13 protein-coding genes and 1 pseudogene are annotated in these 18,633 nt (G+C 71.7%); 8 read left to right on the top strand and 6 right to left on the bottom strand.

All coding sequences use genetic code 11. The annotated features are described in order from the left end of the window. Positions 1-157: 157 nt before the first annotated feature. Both CP982_RS37130 and CP982_RS37125 read right to left on the bottom strand, forming a co-directional pair. The gene (locus tag CP982_RS37130) at positions 158-340 is read right to left on the bottom strand and encodes a hypothetical protein (protein WP_150514487.1); all 183 of its coding nucleotides are present in this window, start codon (positions 338-340) and stop codon (positions 158-160) included. Positions 341-516: 176 nt separating this feature from the next. Further along, positions 517-1,572, bottom strand: coding sequence for an acyl-CoA desaturase (locus CP982_RS37125; protein WP_150514486.1), 1,056 nt, complete (start codon positions 1,570-1,572; stop codon positions 517-519). Between the two features lie 249 nt (positions 1,573-1,821). Here CP982_RS37125 and CP982_RS37120 point away from each other — a divergent pair, with 249 nt between their 5' ends. The 3 genes from CP982_RS37120 (at position 1,822) to CP982_RS37110 (ending at position 7,889) form a co-directional block, all read left to right on the top strand. Beyond that, positions 1,822-4,692, top strand: a complete 2,871-nt coding sequence (locus CP982_RS37120; protein ID WP_150514485.1) for a DEAD/DEAH box helicase — start codon at positions 1,822-1,824, stop codon at positions 4,690-4,692. After that, positions 4,689-6,056 carry an SWIM zinc finger family protein gene (locus tag CP982_RS37115; protein ID WP_229879009.1) on the top strand — a complete coding sequence of 456 codons (1,368 nt, stop codon included), beginning with the start codon at positions 4,689-4,691 and terminating at the stop codon, positions 6,054-6,056. Before CP982_RS37120 ends, CP982_RS37115 begins: the two co-directional genes overlap by 4 nt. A gap of 474 nt (positions 6,057-6,530) precedes the next feature. Continuing rightward, positions 6,531-7,889 (top strand): esterase-like activity of phytase family protein, encoded by a 1,359-nt coding sequence (locus tag CP982_RS37110; RefSeq protein ID WP_150514484.1) that lies wholly within the window; start codon positions 6,531-6,533, stop codon positions 7,887-7,889. A gap of 30 nt (positions 7,890-7,919) precedes the next feature. On the opposite strand, the gene CP982_RS37105 is transcribed toward CP982_RS37110, so the two are convergent. Both CP982_RS37105 and xylA read right to left on the bottom strand, forming a co-directional pair. Further along, positions 7,920-8,192, bottom strand: coding sequence for a hypothetical protein (locus CP982_RS37105; protein ID WP_229879008.1), 273 nt, complete (start codon positions 8,190-8,192; stop codon positions 7,920-7,922). A gap of 420 nt (positions 8,193-8,612) precedes the next feature. Continuing rightward, a complete protein-coding gene (gene xylA, locus CP982_RS37100) occupies positions 8,613-9,779 on the bottom strand; it encodes a xylose isomerase (protein WP_150514483.1) in 1,167 nt (388 codons plus the stop codon). A 227-nt stretch (positions 9,780-10,006) separates the two neighbouring features. On the opposite strand from xylA, the gene xylB reads away from it, so the two are divergent. The 5 genes from xylB (at position 10,007) to exaC (ending at position 17,616) form a co-directional block, all read left to right on the top strand. Further along, positions 10,007-11,500, top strand: a complete 1,494-nt coding sequence (xylB, locus tag CP982_RS37095; protein ID WP_150514482.1) for a xylulokinase — start codon at positions 10,007-10,009, stop codon at positions 11,498-11,500. Then, positions 11,497-12,696 carry an ROK family transcriptional regulator gene (locus CP982_RS37090; protein WP_150514481.1) on the top strand — a complete coding sequence of 400 codons (1,200 nt, stop codon included), beginning with the start codon at positions 11,497-11,499 and terminating at the stop codon, positions 12,694-12,696. The genes xylB and CP982_RS37090 overlap by 4 nt, the downstream gene beginning before the upstream one ends. A 1,167-nt stretch (positions 12,697-13,863) precedes the next feature. Continuing rightward, positions 13,864-14,535: an N-acetylmuramoyl-L-alanine amidase gene (locus CP982_RS37085; RefSeq protein WP_150514480.1), complete on the top strand. Its 672-nt coding sequence runs from the start codon at positions 13,864-13,866 to the stop codon at positions 14,533-14,535. A 135-nt stretch (positions 14,536-14,670) separates the two neighbouring features. Then, positions 14,671-15,948 carry a GAF domain-containing protein gene (locus CP982_RS37080; RefSeq protein ID WP_150514479.1) on the top strand — a complete coding sequence of 426 codons (1,278 nt, stop codon included), beginning with the start codon at positions 14,671-14,673 and terminating at the stop codon, positions 15,946-15,948. A 144-nt stretch (positions 15,949-16,092) separates the two neighbouring features. Next, complete coding sequence (gene exaC, locus CP982_RS37075) at positions 16,093-17,616, top strand: acetaldehyde dehydrogenase ExaC (RefSeq protein ID WP_150514478.1); 1,524 nt, start codon at positions 16,093-16,095, stop codon at positions 17,614-17,616. Between the two features lie 162 nt (positions 17,617-17,778). Here exaC and CP982_RS37070 read toward each other — a convergent pair whose 3' ends face one another. Together CP982_RS37070 and CP982_RS42805 are read right to left on the bottom strand one after the other, a co-directional pair. Further along, positions 17,779-17,943, bottom strand: a complete 165-nt coding sequence (locus CP982_RS37070) for an integrase (RefSeq protein WP_150514477.1) — start codon at positions 17,941-17,943, stop codon at positions 17,779-17,781. A gap of 531 nt (positions 17,944-18,474) precedes the next feature. Continuing rightward, a pseudogene (locus CP982_RS42805) lies at positions 18,475-18,597 on the bottom strand (TetR family transcriptional regulator); the annotation flags it as partial. Positions 18,598-18,633: the final 36 nt, after the last annotated feature.

Genomic DNA, 18,633 nt, shown 5'->3' with positions numbered 1-18,633 from the left:
CCCCGGGTCCTTCTCCTCCTGAGTCAGCCCTTCCCAGAACGGCTTCTCCCCGCCCACGGGAGGCCCGTCGCACACCACGTCCCGTGGGCGCAGCAGCGGCCGCCGGACCTGCGCCCCTGCGCCGATCCCGGCGTGACGCCGGAGGAGCCACGGCGTCTCAGCGGCCGAGCTCCTTGCGGCTGACGCGGCGCAGCCTGCGCCGCTGCGACGGGTCGAGTGTCAGATAGGCCGCCGCCGGAACGCCGAGCACGATCAGGAAGGCAGCCCACCAGGGCAGCCAGATCAGCAGAATGAGCCCTACCGCCACGCCTCCCGCAGCGATCTTCGCTTTCTTCGACATGTCCGTCGCCTCCTTCGCGGCTGGTGCCGCTCTCTGCCTTGAGAAACGGGATCGACCCCGTGTCCAGTTCCGGAACGCGACCCTGACCGGTCCCTGAGGTGCGACCCCGAGAGAACCCCGAGTCACGCCCTGGGGGTCTCCTCGACGCCCTCGGCCCCACTCGGCGCCACCCGGCCTCACTCCGCCCTGAGCGGCTCCCCCACCTCGTACATGTGGCGAAGCACCTGCCGGTAGGAGTCGATCAGGCCCGTCTCTGCATAGGGCATACCCACAGCATGGCAGTGTGCGCGGACCAGCGGCTGGGCGAGGCGCAGGTGCGGCCGGGGCATGCTCGGGAAGAGGTGATGCTCGATCTGGTAGTTGAGGCCGCCGAGGAGCCAGTCGGTGACCTGTCCGCCACGGATGTTCCGGGAGGTGAGCACCTGCCGCTGGAGGTGCCCCCAATGCTCGCCGTCCGGATTGGGCATCTCCATGCCCTTGTGGTTGGGCGCGAAGGCCATGCCCAGGTGCAGGCCGAACAGGGCCTGGTGGAGGGCGGCGAACGCGAGCGCGTGCCCCAGGGGCATCGCGGCCAGGAGCAGGGCTCCGTAGCCCACGAGGTGAGCCACCAGGAGGGTGCCTTCCACCGCGCGCCCGCGCGGGCTCTGACGGCGCAGGCCCTGGAAGCCGTACACCTTCATGGCTATGCCCTGCAGCAGCGTGAGCGGGAAGAACAGCCAGGCCTGGTGACGGGTGAGCCAGCGCCGGAAGCCGACGCGGACTCCGGCCTGCTTGCTGGTGAACACCAGGACGTCGGCGGCGACGTCAGGGTCCTTCTCGATGTGGTTGGGGTTGGCGTGGTGACGGTTGTGTTTGTCGTTCCACCAGCTCACGCTCATGCCCAGCAGGAGGTTGCCGTGGAAGAGCCCGATGAGTCTGGCGGCCGTACGGTTGCCGGTGATCTGGGAGTGTCCGGCGTCATGGCCGATGAACGCAGTGCGGACGCACAGCACGGAGAGCACGGGGGCCAGCAGCAGGACCCACCAGGTGTGCCCCAGGGCGAACAGGCCCACCGCCACGGCCGTCAGCGCCGCCGCGTTGGCGATCACGCTGCGGGCGTACCAACCGGTGCGCCGTTCCAGGAGCCCCTGAGCCTTGACCGTGCGCAGCAGCGGTGCGAAGTCGCTTCCGGCGGGCGGCCGCCGGGACGCGCCCTGGGGGCGATCCGCGACGGCTGTGCTTGCCTGGGGCATGGTCGGTTCTCCGGCTTCCACGAGGACGGGCTGACCTGAGGAAACGTACGGATCGGTGACCGTTGGCAACCATGGCGCCACCACCCGTATCGGGCCGGGTGCCAGCAGGAGGCCATAGGGGTGCTGAGTACACCCTCACCACAGAGAGTGATCGGGATCACGGACTCACGAGGCCCATGCGTCCGGAATCATGTTGTACTCTCGGCCGCTCCGGTCTCATTAGTCAAATTTGAGGAATGCGCCATCGCTGTGCACAGGCTCCCCGCTGTCACTCCCTCCGAGATCTCAGAACTCTCTCAGTGCTCCGTCGTCTTCGTGCCCGGTGATCCCGGGCGGACCGGGCACGTCGCCTTCTGGCACCCGGACGACGACGCCCCGCCCACCACGGCCGCGGGCACCGTTCAGGACCTGACCGTCGCAGTGCCGGACGACGACGGTGTCCGCCTCCATGTCGTACCGGCGGTGCTGCTCCCGGTCCGGGCCGCACTGCCCGTCCTCACCCGTGTGCGGGCCGCCTCCGGGGCTCACCCGACCGCCGCCTTCTGGGGTACGGCCGCCGTACTCGCCCTGCAACTGGCGGCCCGGGGGCTGCTGTTGCCGGGGCTCACCGAAAGTGACCACGACGCGTGGCGCGCGGGCCCGCTCGGCGCCGCGGATGTGGAGCGGTTGCGCGAGCTGGCCGCCGCGATGCCCCCCGCGGCGCACACGGTCCCGCTCGACGGCGCCGTGCCGCCGCGCCTGCCCGCGCCCGAGCGGCTGCTGCGCCAGTTCCTCGACGCGGTCGCCGACACCCTGCCGCGCTCCCCCGCCGCCGTTCCGGCCGCGGGCCACCGGGCCTTCGCCGCGCCCGAACCGCAGCACGTACCGGAGCAGCGCTCCTGGGCCGCGGACGTCGCGGCCGGGCACGACGCGGGGGTGCGGATCTCGCTGCGGGTCGAGGTACCCGGGCTCCTTGCCGAGTCCTCCCAGGAGACGCGGCTGCCCTTCCGGGCCGTGGTGCAGATCCACAGTGTCAGCGACCCGTCGCTCGTCGCCGATGCCGCGGAGGTGTGGTCCGGCTCCGGTGCCGCGGCGGAGGCCTTCGGTCCGCGGGCCCGGATGGACGCGCTCCTGGCTCTGCGACGCGCCACGCGCGCGTGGTCGCCGCTCGGCCCGCTGCTGCAGGCGACGGTCCCCGACGCCCTGGAGCTGGCCGACGAGGAGGTGACCGCTCTCCTCGGTGAGGGCGCTCGCGTGCTCGCCGTGGCGGGCGTCGACGTGCACTGGCCGAAGGAACTCGCGCGCAGCCTGACCGCACGCGCCGTGATCGGCCCCACCGACGACGAGGCCCCCAAGGGCCCCGACAAGCTGACCTCGGACACGCCGTCGTACCTCTCCGCCGACGCGCTGCTCGCCTTCAACTGGCGCTTCGCCCTGGGCGACCAGCAGCTGACCCGCGAGGAACTCGACCGGCTCGCGGAGTCGAACCGGCCCGTGGTCAGGCTGCGCGACCAGTGGGTGCTCATCGACCCCGACGAGGCGCGCCGGGCCCTCGCGCAGCAGGACCGCAAGGTCACCCCCATCGACGCGCTCGGCGCCGCCCTGACGGGCACCGCCGAGATGGACGGCCGTCGTGTCGACGTACAGCCCACCGGATGGCTCGCGACGCTGCGCGAGCGCCTCGCGGACCCCGAGGGCATGGAGCCCGTCGGGCAGCCCGCCGCGCTCGCCGCCGACTTGCGCGACTACCAGCTGCGCGGCCTGAACTGGCTGGCCCGGATGACGTCCTTGGGGCTCGGCGGCTGCCTCGCCGACGACATGGGCCTGGGCAAGACGATCACGCTGATCTCGCTGCACCTCCACCGCCAGGGCGACACGTCCACGGCAGGACCCACCCTCGTCGTGTGCCCCACGTCCTTGATGGGCAACTGGCAGCGCGAGATCCAGAAGTTCGCGCCGGGCACGGCGGTACGCCGCTTCCACGGCACCCAGCGCGACCTGGAGGACCTGGCCGACGGCGAGTTCGTCCTGACCACCTACGGGACGATGCGCCTGGACACGGAGCGGCTAGCCGAAGTCGGCTGGGGCCTGGTGGTCGCCGACGAGGCCCAGCACGTCAAGAACCCGTACTCCGCGACGGCCAAGCAACTGCGCGCCATCGGGGCACGCGCGCGCGTGGCGCTCACCGGCACCCCGGTGGAGAACAACCTTTCCGAGCTGTGGGCGATCCTCGACTGGACCACCCCGGGGCTGCTCGGCAGGCTCAGCACCTTCCGCACCCGCTACGCCCAGGCCGTCGAAGGCGGCACGGACCCGACCGCGGCCGAGCGGCTCGCCAAACTGGTGCGCCCCTTCCTGCTCCGCCGCCGCAAGTCCGATCCGGGCATCGCCCCGGAGCTGCCGCCCAAGACGGAGACCGACCGCGCGGTGTCGCTCAGTACCGAACAGGCGGGCCTGTACGAAGCGGTGGTGCGCGAGGCGCTCGCGGAGATCTCCGGGGCGGACGGCTTCGCCCGCCGCGGCCTGATCGTGAAGCTGTTCACGGGCCTGAAGCAGATCTGCAACCACCCCGCGCAGTACCTCAAGGAGGACGCGCCGCGCCTCACCGGCCGCTCGGGGAAGCTGGAGCTCCTCGACGAGCTGCTCGACACGATCCTGGCGGAGGACGCGAGCGTCCTCGTGTTCACCCAGTACGTGCAGATGGCCCGGCTCATCGAACAGCACCTGGCGGCGCGCGGCGTCCCGACCCAGTTCCTGCATGGCGGCACCCCGATCGCCGAGCGCGAGGCGATGGTGCAGCGCTTCCAGGACGGGGAAGTGCCGGTCTTCTTGCTGTCGTTGAAGGCGGCCGGCACCGGCCTGAACCTCACGCGGGCCGAGCACGTCGTGCACTACGACCGCTGGTGGAACCCGGCCGTCGAGGCACAGGCCACGGACCGCGCCTACCGCATCGGGCAGACGCAGCCCGTCCAGGTGCACCGCCTGATCGCGGAGGGCACGATCGAGGACCGCATCGCCGAGATGCTGCTGCGCAAGCGCGAGTTGGCCGACGCCGTCCTGGGCTCCGGCGAGACCGCCCTGACCGAGCTGACCGACGCCGAGCTGGCCGACCTGGTGGAGCTGCGAGGGGGCGCGCGATGAGTGACGCGTACGACGAGACCTGTCCAGGGACACACGAGCACGGCATCAGTGACACCGACGGGAGTGACCATTTGACGGCGTACGACGGCGAGTCGGTGGCAGGCGACGGCGAGCGGACCTTCGCCGCCCTGCCGCCCGCGCACGGGCGGGGCTTCGCGCAGACCTGGTGGGGCCAAGCCTGGCTGCAGGCGCTGGAGGACACGGCCCTGGACACCGCGCAGCTCAAGGCCGGTCGCAGACTGGCGCGCGCGGGGGCCGTGGGCGCGGTCTCCGTACGCCCCGGACGCATCACGGCCGTCGTACAGGGCAAGGACGGTACGCCGCACCGCTCGGACGTACTGCTCCAGCGGCTGAGCCCGCAGGAGTGGGACCGCTTCCTGGGCATGACCGTCGAGCGGGCCGGGCACATCGCCGCGCTGCTCGACCGGGACATGCCGCCTCATCTGGTGGAGGACGCGGCGGCAGCGGGCGTCGAGCTCCTGCCGGGCATAGGCGACCTGGAGCCCGAGTGCGACTGCGAGGCGTGGGACCACTGCGGGCACACGGCCGCGCTCTGCTACCAAGTGGCGCGGCTGCTCGACCAGGATCCCTTCGTCCTGCTCCTGATGCGGGGCCGCGGCGAGCGTGAGCTTCTCGACGAGCTGCAGGTCCGCAGTGTCGCGCACCAGGACGTCGCGGACGCCCTGCCTGCCGAGCCCGCCGACACCGCCCAGGAGGGCGTGGACGCCGCTCAGGCGTACGCGGACGGGGTGATCCTGCCTCCGCTGCCCGAGCTGCCTGCGCTGCCCTCAGAGCCCGGTCTGCCGCCGTCGCTGGACACGGAGACGGACCCCGCGCCCGGCGTCGACGTGATGGCGCTCGCGTTCCTCGCGACCTGCACGGCGGTCGAGGCGCACCGGCTGCTCGCTGAGGCCCTCTCCCCCGGTCACGAAGGGCAGCCCGTCGAGGCCGAGTTGGCGCTCGCCGAGGACGCCGTGCGCCTCGCGGCGGCCGCGCCCGCGGCGATCGGGGCCCGGCTCGCGGACGGCTCGGGCAGGGACTCGGACGGGCTCACGCGTGCCGTGCGGGCGTGGGAGTTCGGCGGGCGGGCCGCGCTCGCCGTCCTTGAGGAGGAGTGGACTCCGGAAGGCGAGGCGCTGGCACGCGCCCGTGCCGTGCTCGACGCGGCGTGGGACGAGGACGAGCGGCCGACGCTGCGCGCCGCCGCCAACCGCTGGACGGTCGTCGGCGCCGACGCCCAACTGCGCCAGGGACACGACGGCCGCTGGTGGCCGTACCGCAAGGAGCACGGTCGCTGGATGCCGGCGGGACCCGCGGCCCACGACCCGGCGACGGCACTGGCGGTTGTGACGAGCGGGGAGTGACCGCGACCGCTCGCCCGGTCACGGTGGCCCCGCAGCGCTGAGCCGTGGCTGAAACATGTACGGCGACACCGGCGTATCCACACGCGCGCCGTGTGCGCCGGGAACACCGGCGCGCGCACTCGCCCCGGTCAGCGATTGAGCGCGGTCATGGCATCGAGGACCGTGGAGCGCACCGGTGCAGTCGGCGGAGCTGGCCGAAAGGGGGATGACGAAGCAGGTGCCCCACCGCTGCTGACCGGCTGGTGATGACCGTCGGCGCCTCCCGCCCCTCGCGGGAGGCGCCGTCGGCGCACCGGGAGCGCCGGGTCCCAGGGACCGCGTTCAGGGCGCGGCGACCACTACGGAAGCGCGATCTTCACGAACGACACGTGATTCATCCGGAGGACTCCCGTCGGTTCACTCTCACGACACCTGGCGTTCGCGGGGGCGGCGAAGGGTGGCGCCGTTACCGATCTCGTGCCCCAGGAGGCTCCGATGTCCGCGCCCGTCGCCGGTCAGCGCCGTATCCGCAGATCCACCGCTGTCGGCGTCCCGCTCGCCGTCCTCACCGCCCTCGCGGTGACCGGCACCGCCATCGGCGCCCCCGCCGACACCGGGCGCCCGGGAGGTGCCGCACGCGTCACCGCCAAGGCCACGCTGGGCGACATCTCTCTGGGCAAGTTCAGCAACCGTCTGCTGCCCGGCACCGTGCGCAACGACCGCGGCGTCGACCTCGGCGGCATCGGCAGCGACATCTACCCGGCGGGCCGCAAGGGCGAGTTCTGGACGGTCACCGACCGCGGACCGAACGGGCAGATCAAGATCGACGGCAAGAAGCGCCGGACGTTCCCCGTCCCCGGCTTCGACCCGGCCATCGTGAAGATCCGCGTGTCCGGCCGGACCGTGAAGGTCATCGACGCCCTGCCGATCACCACCCGCTCCGGAAAGCCCGTCACCGGGCTGCCCAACCAGGAGGGTCGCGACGAGGCCCCGTACTCCTACGACGCCTCCAAGCCCCTCTCGTACGACCCGAACGGTCTGGACACCGAAGGGATCGTCCGGGCCGCGGACGGCAGCTTCTGGCTGGTCGACGAGTACGGCCCGTCGCTGGTGCACGTCTCCGCGCGCGGGAAGGTCATCAAGCGCTACGTCCCCAAGGGGCTGAAGCTGCGCGGCGCGGACTACCCGGTCGTCGAGGCGCTGCCGGGAGTACTCCTGCACCGGAAGGTCAACCGCGGCTTCGAAGGGCTCGCGCAACTGCCGGGCGGTGACCTGGTGATGGCGGTGCAGAGCCCGCTGTCGCTGCCGGACGAGGGCGCGGGAGAGGGTTCGCGCACGGTTCGGCTGCTGCGCTTCTCACCGGGCAAGCAGGCGGTGACGGCCGAGTACGCGTACCGCTTCGACCCGGTGGGTGTCGTCGACCCCGGGGAGGACGACACCTCCGAGCTGAAGATCTCCTCCCTGGTCGCCGTCGGCCGCGACCGCCTGCTCGTGGAGGAGCGCACCGACAAGGCGGCCCGGCTGCAGCTCGTCCGTCTGGACCGGCAGGCGAACATCCTCGGCAAGAAGTGGGACGACGCCGCGACCCGCCCCTCCCTGGAGCAGCTCGACGATCCGCGGGCCTCGGGGGTGCCGGTGCTGCGCAAGCGCCTGGTCGTGGACCTCGGCACCGTCAAGGGGGTGCCCGGCAAGATCGAAGGCGTGGCCCGGGTCGACCGCCGCACGCTGGCGCTCATCAATGACAACGACTTCGGGATGACGGACGGCCCTGAAGCGTTCGACAAGAACGGCCGCCTCGTCGACAGCGGTGTGGAGACTTCCGTGACGTACGTCAGGCTTCCCCGGGCGCTGTAGCCGCCCGGGGCTCCAGGACCGCTGGGGCCTTCAGGGCGCTTCGTTGCCCGCAGGCGTCGGCAGGAGCGACTCGAGGTCGCTCGGCAGCCCCGTGGGCAGCGTCGGGAAGTCACTGGGCAGCTCCGTGGGGAGCTGACTGGGGAAGTCGCTCGGCAGACGCGTGGGGATCCGTGTCGGGATGCTCAGGGAGGGCGTGGGGCGGGTCTCGCTGCTCTTGGTGCTCTCCGAAGGCCGCTTGTCGTCCGGAGAGTCCTCGCTTCCGGTGGCGACGAGGGCCACGGCGACGATCACCCCGACCGCCACGAGCGCGGCGAGCAGGATGAACAGGCCGTTGCGCCGCCCGGGCGGCCTCCCCTCGGGCGGCGGCTGCCAGCCGCCGCCTCCGGGAGGCGGCCCGTACCCGCCGGGAGGAGTCCCGTGGTCACCTCCGCCAGTAGGCGGCCCGAAACCACCACCTCCTGGGGGCGGGCCGAAACCACCACCCCCGGGAGGGACATCACCGGGCGAACGAGGAGGCTGCGGCGGTACGGGTGGGGTGGCCATACCGTCAAGAGTCATCTCGAAGCGGTCATGACGCGAGCCCTGCGCGGGAGTTGATACACACACGGGCTACGGAACGGACGGTTCCGGTACACGCGGTCCAGGACTCGGACGGGGCCGGCCGTCAGCCCGTGGGCCCGACCGTCAGCCCGTGGGCCCGACCGTCAACCCGTGGCCCGGCCGTCAGCCCCGCGCCCCCAGCAGGTGGTCCATGGCCAGCTGGTCGAGCTGTTCGAAGGCCATGCCGCGCGCGGCGGCCGCCCCCACGTCGAACTCCTCGTAGGCGCCGCGGTCGGCGAGCAGCCCCATGAGGCCGTCGTCAGCCGTGGGCCGCGCCAGTTCGTGCAGGCGCGATGCACGCAGCGCCTGGCCCACCTCCGGATCGGCGCGGAAGGCCGCCGCGCGCTCGCGCAGGATCAGATAGTTGCGCATGCAGCCCGCGGCGGACGCCCACACGCCCTCGAAGTCCTCGGTGCGCGGCGGCTTGAAGTCGAAGTGGCGCGGCCCGTCGTAACCGCCCCTCTCCAGGAGGTCGACCAACCAGAAGGCGCTGCGCAGGTCTCCCGCGCCGAACCTCAGGTCCTGGTCGTACTTGATGCCGCTCTGGCCGTTGAGGTCGATGTGGAAGAGCTTGCCCGCCCACAGGGCCTGGGCGATGCCGTGCGGGAAGTTGAGGCCCGCCATCTGCTCGTGGCCCACTTCGGGGTTCACTCCGTAGAGCTCGGGCCTCTCCAGGCGCTCGATGAACGCGAGGGCGTGCCCGACGGTGGGCAGCAGGATGTCGCCGCGCGGCTCGTTCGGCTTGGGCTCGATCGCGAAGCGCAGGTCGTATCCCTGCTCGGTCACATAGGCGCCGAGGAGGTCGAAGGCCTCCTTCATCCGGTCGAGCGCGTCGCGTACGTCCTTGGCCGCGCCGGACTCGGCGCCTTCCCTGCCGCCCCAGGCGACGTAGGTGTGCGCGCCGAGTTCGACGGCGAGGTCGATGTTCCGGATCGTCTTGCGGAGCGCGTACCTGCGGACCTCCCGGTCGTTGGCCGTGAACGCGCCGTCCTTGAAGACGGGGTGGGTGAACAGGTTGGTGGTCGCCATCGGAACGACAAGTCCGGTGGCGTCCAAGGCCGTACGGAAGCGCTTGACGTGGGTGGCGCGATCGGCGTCCGAGGAGCCGAACGGGATGAGGTCGTCGTCGTGGAACGTCACTCCGTAGGCGCCGAGTTCCGCGAGGCGGCGTACCGCTTCGGCCGGGTCCAGCGGCGCCCTGGTGGCATCGCCGAAGGGATCCCGGCCCTGCCAGCCGACGGTCCACAGGCCGAAGCTGAACTTGTCCTCCGGGGTGGGCTGGTAGCTCATGTGCGGCTCCTTGACGGCTCCTGGACTATTTCGTCATGGCGATTGACAAATTAGTATCCTCACGCGCCGCTGAGAAGGCCGAGGCTCGCATCGGGTATCTCTGAGCGGGCACGCCCCAGGGCGGAAGCACGCCCAGGGGTGGGCACATCCCCATGAGTCGGGCCGAGCGCCGGGCGAGCCCCCGGAGCTCTTCCGATCAGCGCAGAGCAGCGGAAACGGAGTCGCCGATGTCATCAGCGCCAGCAGCCGAGGGCCCCCTTGTCGTCGGAGTGGACAGCTCCACGCAGTCCACCAAGGTCCTGGTCGTCGACGCGGCCACGGGGCAGGTCGTCGCCAGTGGTCAGGCACCGCACACGGTCACCACCGGCGCGCTGCGCGAGAGCGATCCGGAGCAGTGGTGGGCAGCCCTGGGCGAGGCGCTGCGCCAATGCGGCACCCACGCGCGCGAGGCGGCCGCCGTGTCGGTCGCCGGACAGCAGCACGGCCTCGTCACACTGGACCGGCAGGGCAAGCCCGTCCGGCCCGCGTTGCTGTGGAACGACGTGCGCTCCACGCCCCAGGCCCGGCGGCTCGTCGAGCAGATGGGCGGCGCCAAGGCGTGGGCCGACCGCTGCGGCAGCGTGCCCGGGCCGTCCTTCACCGTCACCAAGTGGGCCTGGCTCGCCGAGCACGAGCCCGCGTCGGCCCGCGCGACCGCCGCCGTGCGTCTCCCCCACGACTACCTCACCCAGCGCCTCACCGGATCCGGCACCACGGACCGGAGCGACGTCTCCGGCACGGGCTGGTGGGCGTCGACGACCGAGTCGTACGACGAGGAGGTCCTCGGCCTGGTGGGCCTTGATCCCGCGACGCTGCCGCGCGTGGCACCCCCCGGGGAGGTCGTCGGCACCGTCCGCGGCGGCGACGAACTGCCCTTCTCCAAAGGCACTCTGGTGGCGCCCGGAACCGGCGACAACGCGGCGGCCGCCCTGGGACTCGGCCTGCGCCCCGGCACCCCCGTGCTCAGCCTCGGCACGTCCGGCACCGTGTACGCGGTCTCGGAGCGCCGCAGCACGGATCCGACGGGCACGGTCGCCGGGTTCGCCGACGCGCGCGGTGCCTGGCTGCCCCTGGCTTGCACGCTCAACTGCACCCTCGCCGTCGACCGCGTGGCCGCGCTCCTGGGCCTGGACCGCGACGCGGTGCGGCCCGGCGGGTCCGTCACCGTGCTCCCGTACCTCGACGGGGAGCGCACCCCGGACCTGCCGCACGCCTCGGGCCTGCTGCACGGGCTGCGCCACGACACCGCACCCGGCCAGATCCTGCAGGCGGCCTACGACGGGGCCGTCCACGCCCTCCTGGGCGCTCTCGACGCCGTCCTCGGCACGGACGCGGACCGCTCGCAGCCACTGCTGCTCATCGGCGGCGGAGCGCGCGGCACCGCCTGGCAGCAGACCGTACGCCGCCTTTCAGGACGCCCGGTCCAGATCCCCGAGGCCGGTGAACTCGTGGCGCTCGGCGCCGCCGCGCAGGCGGCAGGCCTGCTGACCGGTGAGGACCCGGCGGCGGTCGCCCGTCGCTGGGGCACCGCGCGCGGGCGGGTGCTCGACGCCGTGGAGCGGGACGAGGCCACGCTCTCCAGGATCACGGACGTACTCCGCGACGCGGCTCCCCTCTTGGACGGGCGTGCTACGGCATTGGACGGAGATGCCAATGCGCTGACCGGAGACGCCACGGCATGAGCGCTCCGCCGCACGCGACGCGCGCCGGAGCCTCGGGCGCACGGCTGCCCGACACCCAACAGGGCATGCGTCGCCGCAACCTCGCCCGCGTCATGCACACGGTCGCCGCGCGCGGGCCGTTGTCGCGCGCTTCCGTGGCCTCCAGGATCGGGCTGACGCGCGCAGCAGTGTCCACGCTGGTGGATGAACTGATCCGCTCGGGGCTCCTGGAGGAGTTGGGCCCCGAGCGTCCCGGCAGAGTGGGCCGCCCCGGTTCCGCGCTCACCATCAGCGGGCGCGGGCCCGTCGGCATCGGTGCGGAAGTGGGTGTCGACCATCTCGCCGTGTGTGCGGTCGACCTGCGCGGTGACGTACGCGCGCGTACGTCACGACGGGTCGGCAACCGGGGACGCGCACCGGAACCCATGCTCGCCGACCTCGCCGACCTGGTCCACAAGGTCACCCGGGACGTGGAGCGGGAAGGCCTGCGTCCGGCCGGTCTTGCCGTGGCGGTGCCCGGCCTGGTCGCCCGCGACAGCCACACCGTCGTACGCGCGCCCAACCTCGGCTGGCACGACACCGACATCGGCGAGCTACTGGCGCCGGAACTGCCGCTGACCGTCGACAACGAGGCCAACTTCGGCGCCCTGGCGGAGCTGTGGCTCGGCGACGGCGCACCGGACGACTTCCTGCACGTCTCGGCGGAGATCGGCATCGGCGCGGCACTCGTGGTCGAAGGGGCCCTTCTGCGCGGCAGCCGGGGCTTCGCGGGCGAGCTGGGGCATGTGCCGGTGCGTCCCGACGGACCGGCCTGCGCGTGCGGCGGCCGTGGGTGCCTGGAGCGGTACGCGGGCGAGGAAGCGGTGCTGCGAGCCGCGGGGCTGCCGCCGGGTCCTGGCCGGGTCGACCTGCTCACCGAACGCGCCGCGGCCGGGGACGCGCGGGTCCTCGGGGCGCTGCACGACGCCGGAACCGCGCTGGGGATCGCACTCACCGGCGCCGTCAATCTCCTCGACCCGCGGGCCATCGTGCTCGGTGGCGCCCTGTCCCGCCTCGCCCCGTGGCTGCTGCCGTGCGTGGAGGGAGAGTTGGGGCAGCGCACCACGGGCCCTGGCTGTACTGTCGCCGTCTCTCGCATCGGCTCGGAAGGACCTCTGCTGGGGGCGGCGCACTCGGTGGTGCGGGCGGTGCTCGACGATCCGGCGGGGGCGGCCTAGCCCGCCAGATCCAGCCCAGCGGGCCTGGCCGACTTCACACCCCTTCGCTCAGCCACGCCTGGACGGCTTCAGCCCCTTCGAGCGTCCGCGGCTCGATCCCGCCGGGCCCACGGGGAACCTCCATTCCCGTCCCCCATACGAGTGGTCAGGTTTTCCACAGCCCCCGTGCCGTCCACAGATGCGCCGAGAGCACTTCCGCCTCAATCACCAGCGCCCGTACGGTTATTCACGTGAGCCGACCGCTTCGCACATGGCGGGGCGGGGCCGCGATGATCGGGGGATTCACGTGTCGGGGATTCATGTGTCGGGGATTCGCATGCCGAGGTTTCGTGTGTCGCGGATCTGTATGCCAGAGATCCGTCCGTCGCGGATCCGTCCGCCAGGGACGTCCGTGTCTGGTCCGTCCGCTGGGGATCCGCACGTGAGGGGCAATCGGGCCGGGATCGGCGCGTCAGCTCCACGTAGCCGTGGCCGGAAGTGCCACCCTCGTGCCCGCGACGGCTCACGCGTGCCGGCCGCACGCCTCAGCCGTACCGCATCCCCACGTCTACCTCACGCCCCAGACCCACCACTCGCCCCAGAGCCGCGCGACCCCAAGCCCCACCGCCCGGCCCAGCCGCACGACCTCGACCACCTGCTCAGCCCGGACCAACCGCGCAGCCCGGACCATCCGCTTGGCCCGGACCGGCCCAACAGCCCGCCCCAACCACACGGCCCAGAGCGGAGCACCACCCGATGAGCACGATCCGATGAGCACCCCACCCCTGCTCGCCGCCCGCCCACAGAATTTCGACTTCACCAATCTGGACGCCAGTCGACACGCCGCTCACACTGTGCAGGCAACCCCGGCGAACGTCCGCGCCACGAACCACACGTTCAGGGCGAAGCTCCGCGAGGAGCGGCTGCCCGTGCGTGAGAGCCACCGCGGCCCGCACACCCGGCTGCGGGAGACGGCCACGACGCCGACCGGCTCAACAGCTCACGGATCGGCAGCTCACGGATCGACAACCCTCGGCGCGACCGCCTCGGGCCCCGCACAGCGCCATCGCGGCCATGCCGCGCGCCACGAGATATGAAGCTCTCCCTGCAAGATCCAGCCCTCCACACCCCCTGAGACGCACACGCCGTGCGGCCCAGCCCCTCCCCCCACCGAGAGGCAGAACAGCCATGGATCAAGCAAGTGAACGAGCGACGCGCCAGACGCCCGACGCGGCAGGAGACGGCTCCCGACCACAGGCGGCGCGCACGCCGAGAGCCCTGCTCAGCAGGCGCCGGCTCCTCCAGGGCGCGGCCCTCGCCGCCGTGCCTTCGGCTCTGCTGACGTCCCCCCACGCCGTGGCGCAGACGCGCGCGGCCGCCTATCCGCCCGTCGAATGGGTACCGGCCAGCTCCTCGAACTACACGGCCTCCAACCGCCCCACCAGCTACCCCATCACGTATGTCGTCGTCCACGTCACCCAGGAGACGTACGCCGACACGCTGGCCATCTTCAAGAACCCGGCGAAGAAGGTGTCCGCGCACTACGTGGTCCGCTCGTCGGACGGACACATCGCGCAGTGCGTCAGCGAGCGGAACGTCGCCTGGCACGCGGGCAACTGGACCTACAACACGCGCAGCATCGGCATCGAACACGAAGGATGGGTGGATCAACCGGAGTACTTCACCGACGAGATGTACGAGCAGTCCGCCCTTCTGACAGCGGCGATCTGCGACAAGTACGCCATCCCCAAGGACCGCCAGCACATCATCGGCCACGTCGAGGTTCCCGGCGCCGATCACACGGACCCCGGACGGTACTGGGACTGGTCGCGCTACATCCGCATGATCAACTCCGTCTGACGGCCGGGGAAGACCGGCCAGCGGGGTCGCGCTGGCGCTTGTCGGCTTCTGTTCCCGGGGTGACGATGGCAGCACCGCACCGCTGCCATCGCCGTCACCGCCGTCACCGCCGTCACCGCCGTCCGGGAGGCCGACTTGACCGATCCATGGGTGGCTCTCGAGCCCGGCGCCGACCCCGCTGAGCGGGTGCGCACGATGCGCCGTGCCCATGAGCGGTTCACCACGGCGGGCGCCGTGACCCGCCCGGTGCGGTCCGTGGTGGCCGACTCGTGGCGGCGTTCGGCGCGGGCCCGGGTCAGCCCCGCGGACACCGGGGCCTCGGTCGAGCTGACGGCCGGGGACCTGGGCGCCTATCGGGCGGAGCATCCGCTGTCGCGGGTGATGCCGCTGTTCCGGGAGCTGATGGGCGGCTTCGCCAAGGACGGCGAGCATCTGCTGGCGGTGTGCGACGCGCACGGCAGGATGTTGTGGGTCGAGGGCCACGCCACGACGCGGGCGCGGGCGGGGCGGATGAACTTCGTGCCGGGCGCGCGCTGGGCGGAGTCGGCGATGGGAACCAATGCGCCGGGGACGGCCGTGGCCGTCGACCGCCCGGTGCAGGTGTTCGCCACGGAGCACTTCGTCCGCGAGGTCCAGTCGTGGACGTGTGCGGCCGCGCCGGTGCACGATCCACGCACCGGGAGGCTGCTCGGGGCTGTCGACGTGACCGGCGGGGACGGCCTGGCGCATCCGCACAGCCTGGCCTTCGTGCAGGCGGTGGCGAGGGCGGCGGAGTCGCAACTGGCCCTGCTGGCACCGGAGGTGGACCCCGCGGACACCCTGGAACTGACGGCGCTCGGCCGGGACGAGGCCTTGGTGCTCGTGGGTGGACGCAAGCGGCGCCTGAGTCGGCGGCACAGCGAGATCATGGTGTTGCTGGCCCGGCACCCGGAGGGCCTCAGCGGTGACGAATTGCTGTGCGCGCTGTATGAGGACGAGGCGGTGACGCCCGTGACGTTGCGGGCGGAGCTGACGCGGCTGCGGCAGGTCCTCGGGCCCGAGGTGCTGCGGTCGCGGCCGTACCGCCTCGCGGTGCCGGTCACGTCGGATGTGGACGTGGTGGAGCGGCGCCTCGGCTGCGGGGCGGTGACGGCGGCGTTCTCCGTCTACTCGGGACCGCTGCTGCCGGGGGCGCAGGCGCCCGCGGTGGTGCGCCTGCGGCGGCGGCTCACGGATCAGATGCGGGCGGCGCTGATCGCCCGCGGCGACCCGGACCTCCTGTCGGACTGGGCGCACGCGCCGTGGGGCGAGGACGACGTGGAGGCATGGCGGGCGCTGGCGGCGGTGCGGCCGACGGCACCGGTGGTGGCTCGACTCCGGGCCCTCGACCAGGAGTTCGCGACGGACGGCTACGGCCGCGCGCCCCGACCGTAAGCGCGGTCCCCCGTACATGCGCCCGCACACGTGCCGAAGTGCGCGCCGCCCCGACCGCACGCAACGTACTTGCAACCTGGCTCTCCGTACGCTCCGGCCGAGAGCTGCCCAACGGCGGGCAGCGTGTCCGGGGAGGCAGTCAAGATGGCCCGTTACGCGGCGCCCGGTACCGAGGGCGCAGTCGTGTCCTACCAGGCCAGGTACGACCACTTCATCGGGGGCGAGTACGTGCCGCCGGCGCGTGGGCAGTACTTCGAGAACCCGAGCCCGGTCAACGGGCAGCCGTTCACGGAGATCGCCCGGGGTACGGCCGAGGACGTGGAGCGGGCGCTGGACGCGGCGCACGCGGCCGCGCCCGCGTGGGGGCGTACGTCCGCCGGTGAGCGCGCGGCCGTCCTCCGGCAGATCGCGGACCGCATGGAGGCCAACCTCGAACAGTTGGCGGTGGCGGAGAGCTGGGAGAACGGCAAGCCGGTGCGGGAGACGCTGGCGGCGGACATTCCGCTCGCCATCGATCACTTCCGGTACTTCGCGGGGGTGATCCGCGCGCAGGAGGGGACGCTCAGCGAGGTCGACGACGACACCGTGGCGTACCACTTCCACGAGCCGCTCGGTGTGGTGGCGCAGATCATTCCGTGGAACTTCCCGATCCTGATGGCGACGTGGAAGCTGGCGCCCGCGCTCGCCGCCGGGAACGCCGTGGTGCTCAAGCCCGCCGAGCAGACCCCGGCGTCGATCCACGTGTGGCTGAGCCTGGTGAGCGACCTGCTGCCGCCCGGAGTGGTGAACGTCGTCAACGGCTTCGGCGTGGAGGCGGGCAAGCCGCTGGCGTCCAGCCCGCGCGTGACGAAGGTCGCGTTCACCGGCGAGACCACGACGGGGCGGCTGATCATGCAGTACGCCTCGGAGAACATCAAGCCGGTCACGTTGGAGCTGGGCGGCAAGAGCCCGAACATCTTCTTCGACGACGTCTGGGCGGCCGACGACGACTTCCGCGACAAGGCCCTCGAGGGCTTCACGATGTTCGCGCTCAACCAGGGAGAGGTCTGCACCTGTCCCTCGCGTGCGCTAGTCCAGCGCGGGAACTACAGCGAGTTCCTGGAGGCGGCGGTCGCCCGCACCGAGCTGATCAAGCCGGGCCACCCGCTGGACACGGACACGATGATCGGCGCCCAGGCCTCCAACGACCAGTTGGAGAAGATCCTCTCCTACCTGGACATCGGCCAGCAGGAGGGCGCGAAGGTCCTCACCGGCGGCCAGCGCATCGAGTACGACGGCGAGTTGGCGGGCGGCTGGTACGTACAGCCGACGATCTTCGAGGGCGACAACCGGATGCGGATCTTCCAGGAGGAGATCTTCGGCCCGGTCGTCTCGGTCGCGTCGTTCAACGACTTCGACGACGCCATCAAGATCGCCAATGACACCCTGTACGGGCTCGGTGCGGGTGTGTGGACGCGCGACATCAACACCGCCTACCGCGCGGGCCGTTCCATCCAGGCGGGTCGCGTGTGGACGAACTGCTACCACGCCTACCCGGCGCACGCCGCCTTCGGCGGCTACAAGCAGTCCGGCATCGGCCGCGAGACGCACAAGATGATGCTGGAGCACTACCAGCAGACCAAGAACCTCCTCGTGTCGTACTCGCCGAAGAAGCTCGGCTTCTTCTAGAGGCACGTAAAAAGGCGCCTGACCTGGGCTTTTGCCGGTCAGGCGCCTTCCGCTCGGCCCGCTCAGAGCAGGGCCCGATTTACGCTGTAACTCCCAGTTCCTCCCACCGCTATCCCGCCTCTGACCAGCTCTTCCGGACCAGTCACGGACCAAAACCCCGACTCACCCCGCAGGCGCCGAGCCCTGGCTGACGCGGTCCCACTCCTGCATGGACTGCTCAATCAGCCGGTTGGCCTGCTCCCTGACGCCATCCAGGAACTTGGCATAGTGCCGGAAGAGGACTTCGATGCTCTGGCCCGCGCGGCGAGCGCATTCGGCCGGGTCCACACCGGAGAGGCGGCACGATCCGTGCTGAAACGACTCCTCCCCCTGACCCTGGCGACGTTCGCCGCAGTCCCAGCGCGGCCGCCAAGGTGAGACCGCCGAGCACGAAGGCCAGCGCCCTGCACGTGATGCCATACGCAGACGCGTCCACATAGTTGCCGGCCTGGTTCCGGAACAGGTCCAGAGGCCCGTTCAGCCGTGCAGGCCGGTTCCGGATGGCGCGGTTTGCGCCCGGGCGTAACGAGAGCGCCGGTGGGGCGCTACTGATCGTTTGCTCTGTTTCATCATGAGTCATGGCGATTTCGTAGCCCTGCTGCCACGGGACGGAAGGGGTGGTCGAGCCGGAAGGCCGCGCTTTGACAGCAGTGGGTCGTTTCATCCCGGCACCTCCTGTCACCTCCCAGCACGCCCCTGACCACCGGCCTTTGCCTTTGCCCCCTGGCCGTGCCGGCCGCCGCGCGGTACATCTCAAACATGAACCCGCACGACGGGTGTCCTGGCAGCCTGTCGGATGAACGCCGGGAGCTGATCGAACGGGTCCGTCACGCACACGGGTTCCGCGGTCTCAGCGATGGACGCTGCCCGATAGCCGCCCCGCTGCCCGAAGATCCGCACTGCCGCATCCAGCGTCTGCTGCTCACGCACGGCCCGCGGCATCCTCGTCGGCCGCCGCTTCTCGCCCACCCGCCCCCC

Source organism: Streptomyces spectabilis, from assembly GCF_008704795.1.
Lineage (GTDB): Bacteria > Actinomycetota > Actinomycetes > Streptomycetales > Streptomycetaceae > Streptomyces > Streptomyces spectabilis.
The sequence above is the reverse complement of the archived record's forward strand: the minus strand, read 5'-3'. Positions and strand labels throughout refer to the sequence as shown.

Coding starts and splice junctions, on each gene's coding strand:
- CP982_RS37130 (WP_150514487.1), bottom strand. CDS start 340: ATGTCGAAGAAAGCGAAGATCGCTGCGGGAGGCGTGGCGGTAGGGCTC.
- CP982_RS37125 (WP_150514486.1), bottom strand. CDS start 1,572: ATGCCCCAGGCAAGCACAGCCGTCGCGGATCGCCCCCAGGGCGCGTCC.
- CP982_RS37115 (WP_229879009.1), top strand. CDS start 4,689: ATGAGTGACGCGTACGACGAGACCTGTCCAGGGACACACGAGCACGGC.
- CP982_RS37110 (WP_150514484.1), top strand. CDS start 6,531: ATGTCCGCGCCCGTCGCCGGTCAGCGCCGTATCCGCAGATCCACCGCT.
- xylA (WP_150514483.1), bottom strand. CDS start 9,779: ATGAGCTACCAGCCCACCCCGGAGGACAAGTTCAGCTTCGGCCTGTGG.
- xylB (WP_150514482.1), top strand. CDS start 10,007: ATGTCATCAGCGCCAGCAGCCGAGGGCCCCCTTGTCGTCGGAGTGGAC.
- CP982_RS37090 (WP_150514481.1), top strand. CDS start 11,497: ATGAGCGCTCCGCCGCACGCGACGCGCGCCGGAGCCTCGGGCGCACGG.
- CP982_RS37085 (WP_150514480.1), top strand. CDS start 13,864: ATGGATCAAGCAAGTGAACGAGCGACGCGCCAGACGCCCGACGCGGCA.
- exaC (WP_150514478.1), top strand. CDS start 16,093: ATGGCCCGTTACGCGGCGCCCGGTACCGAGGGCGCAGTCGTGTCCTAC.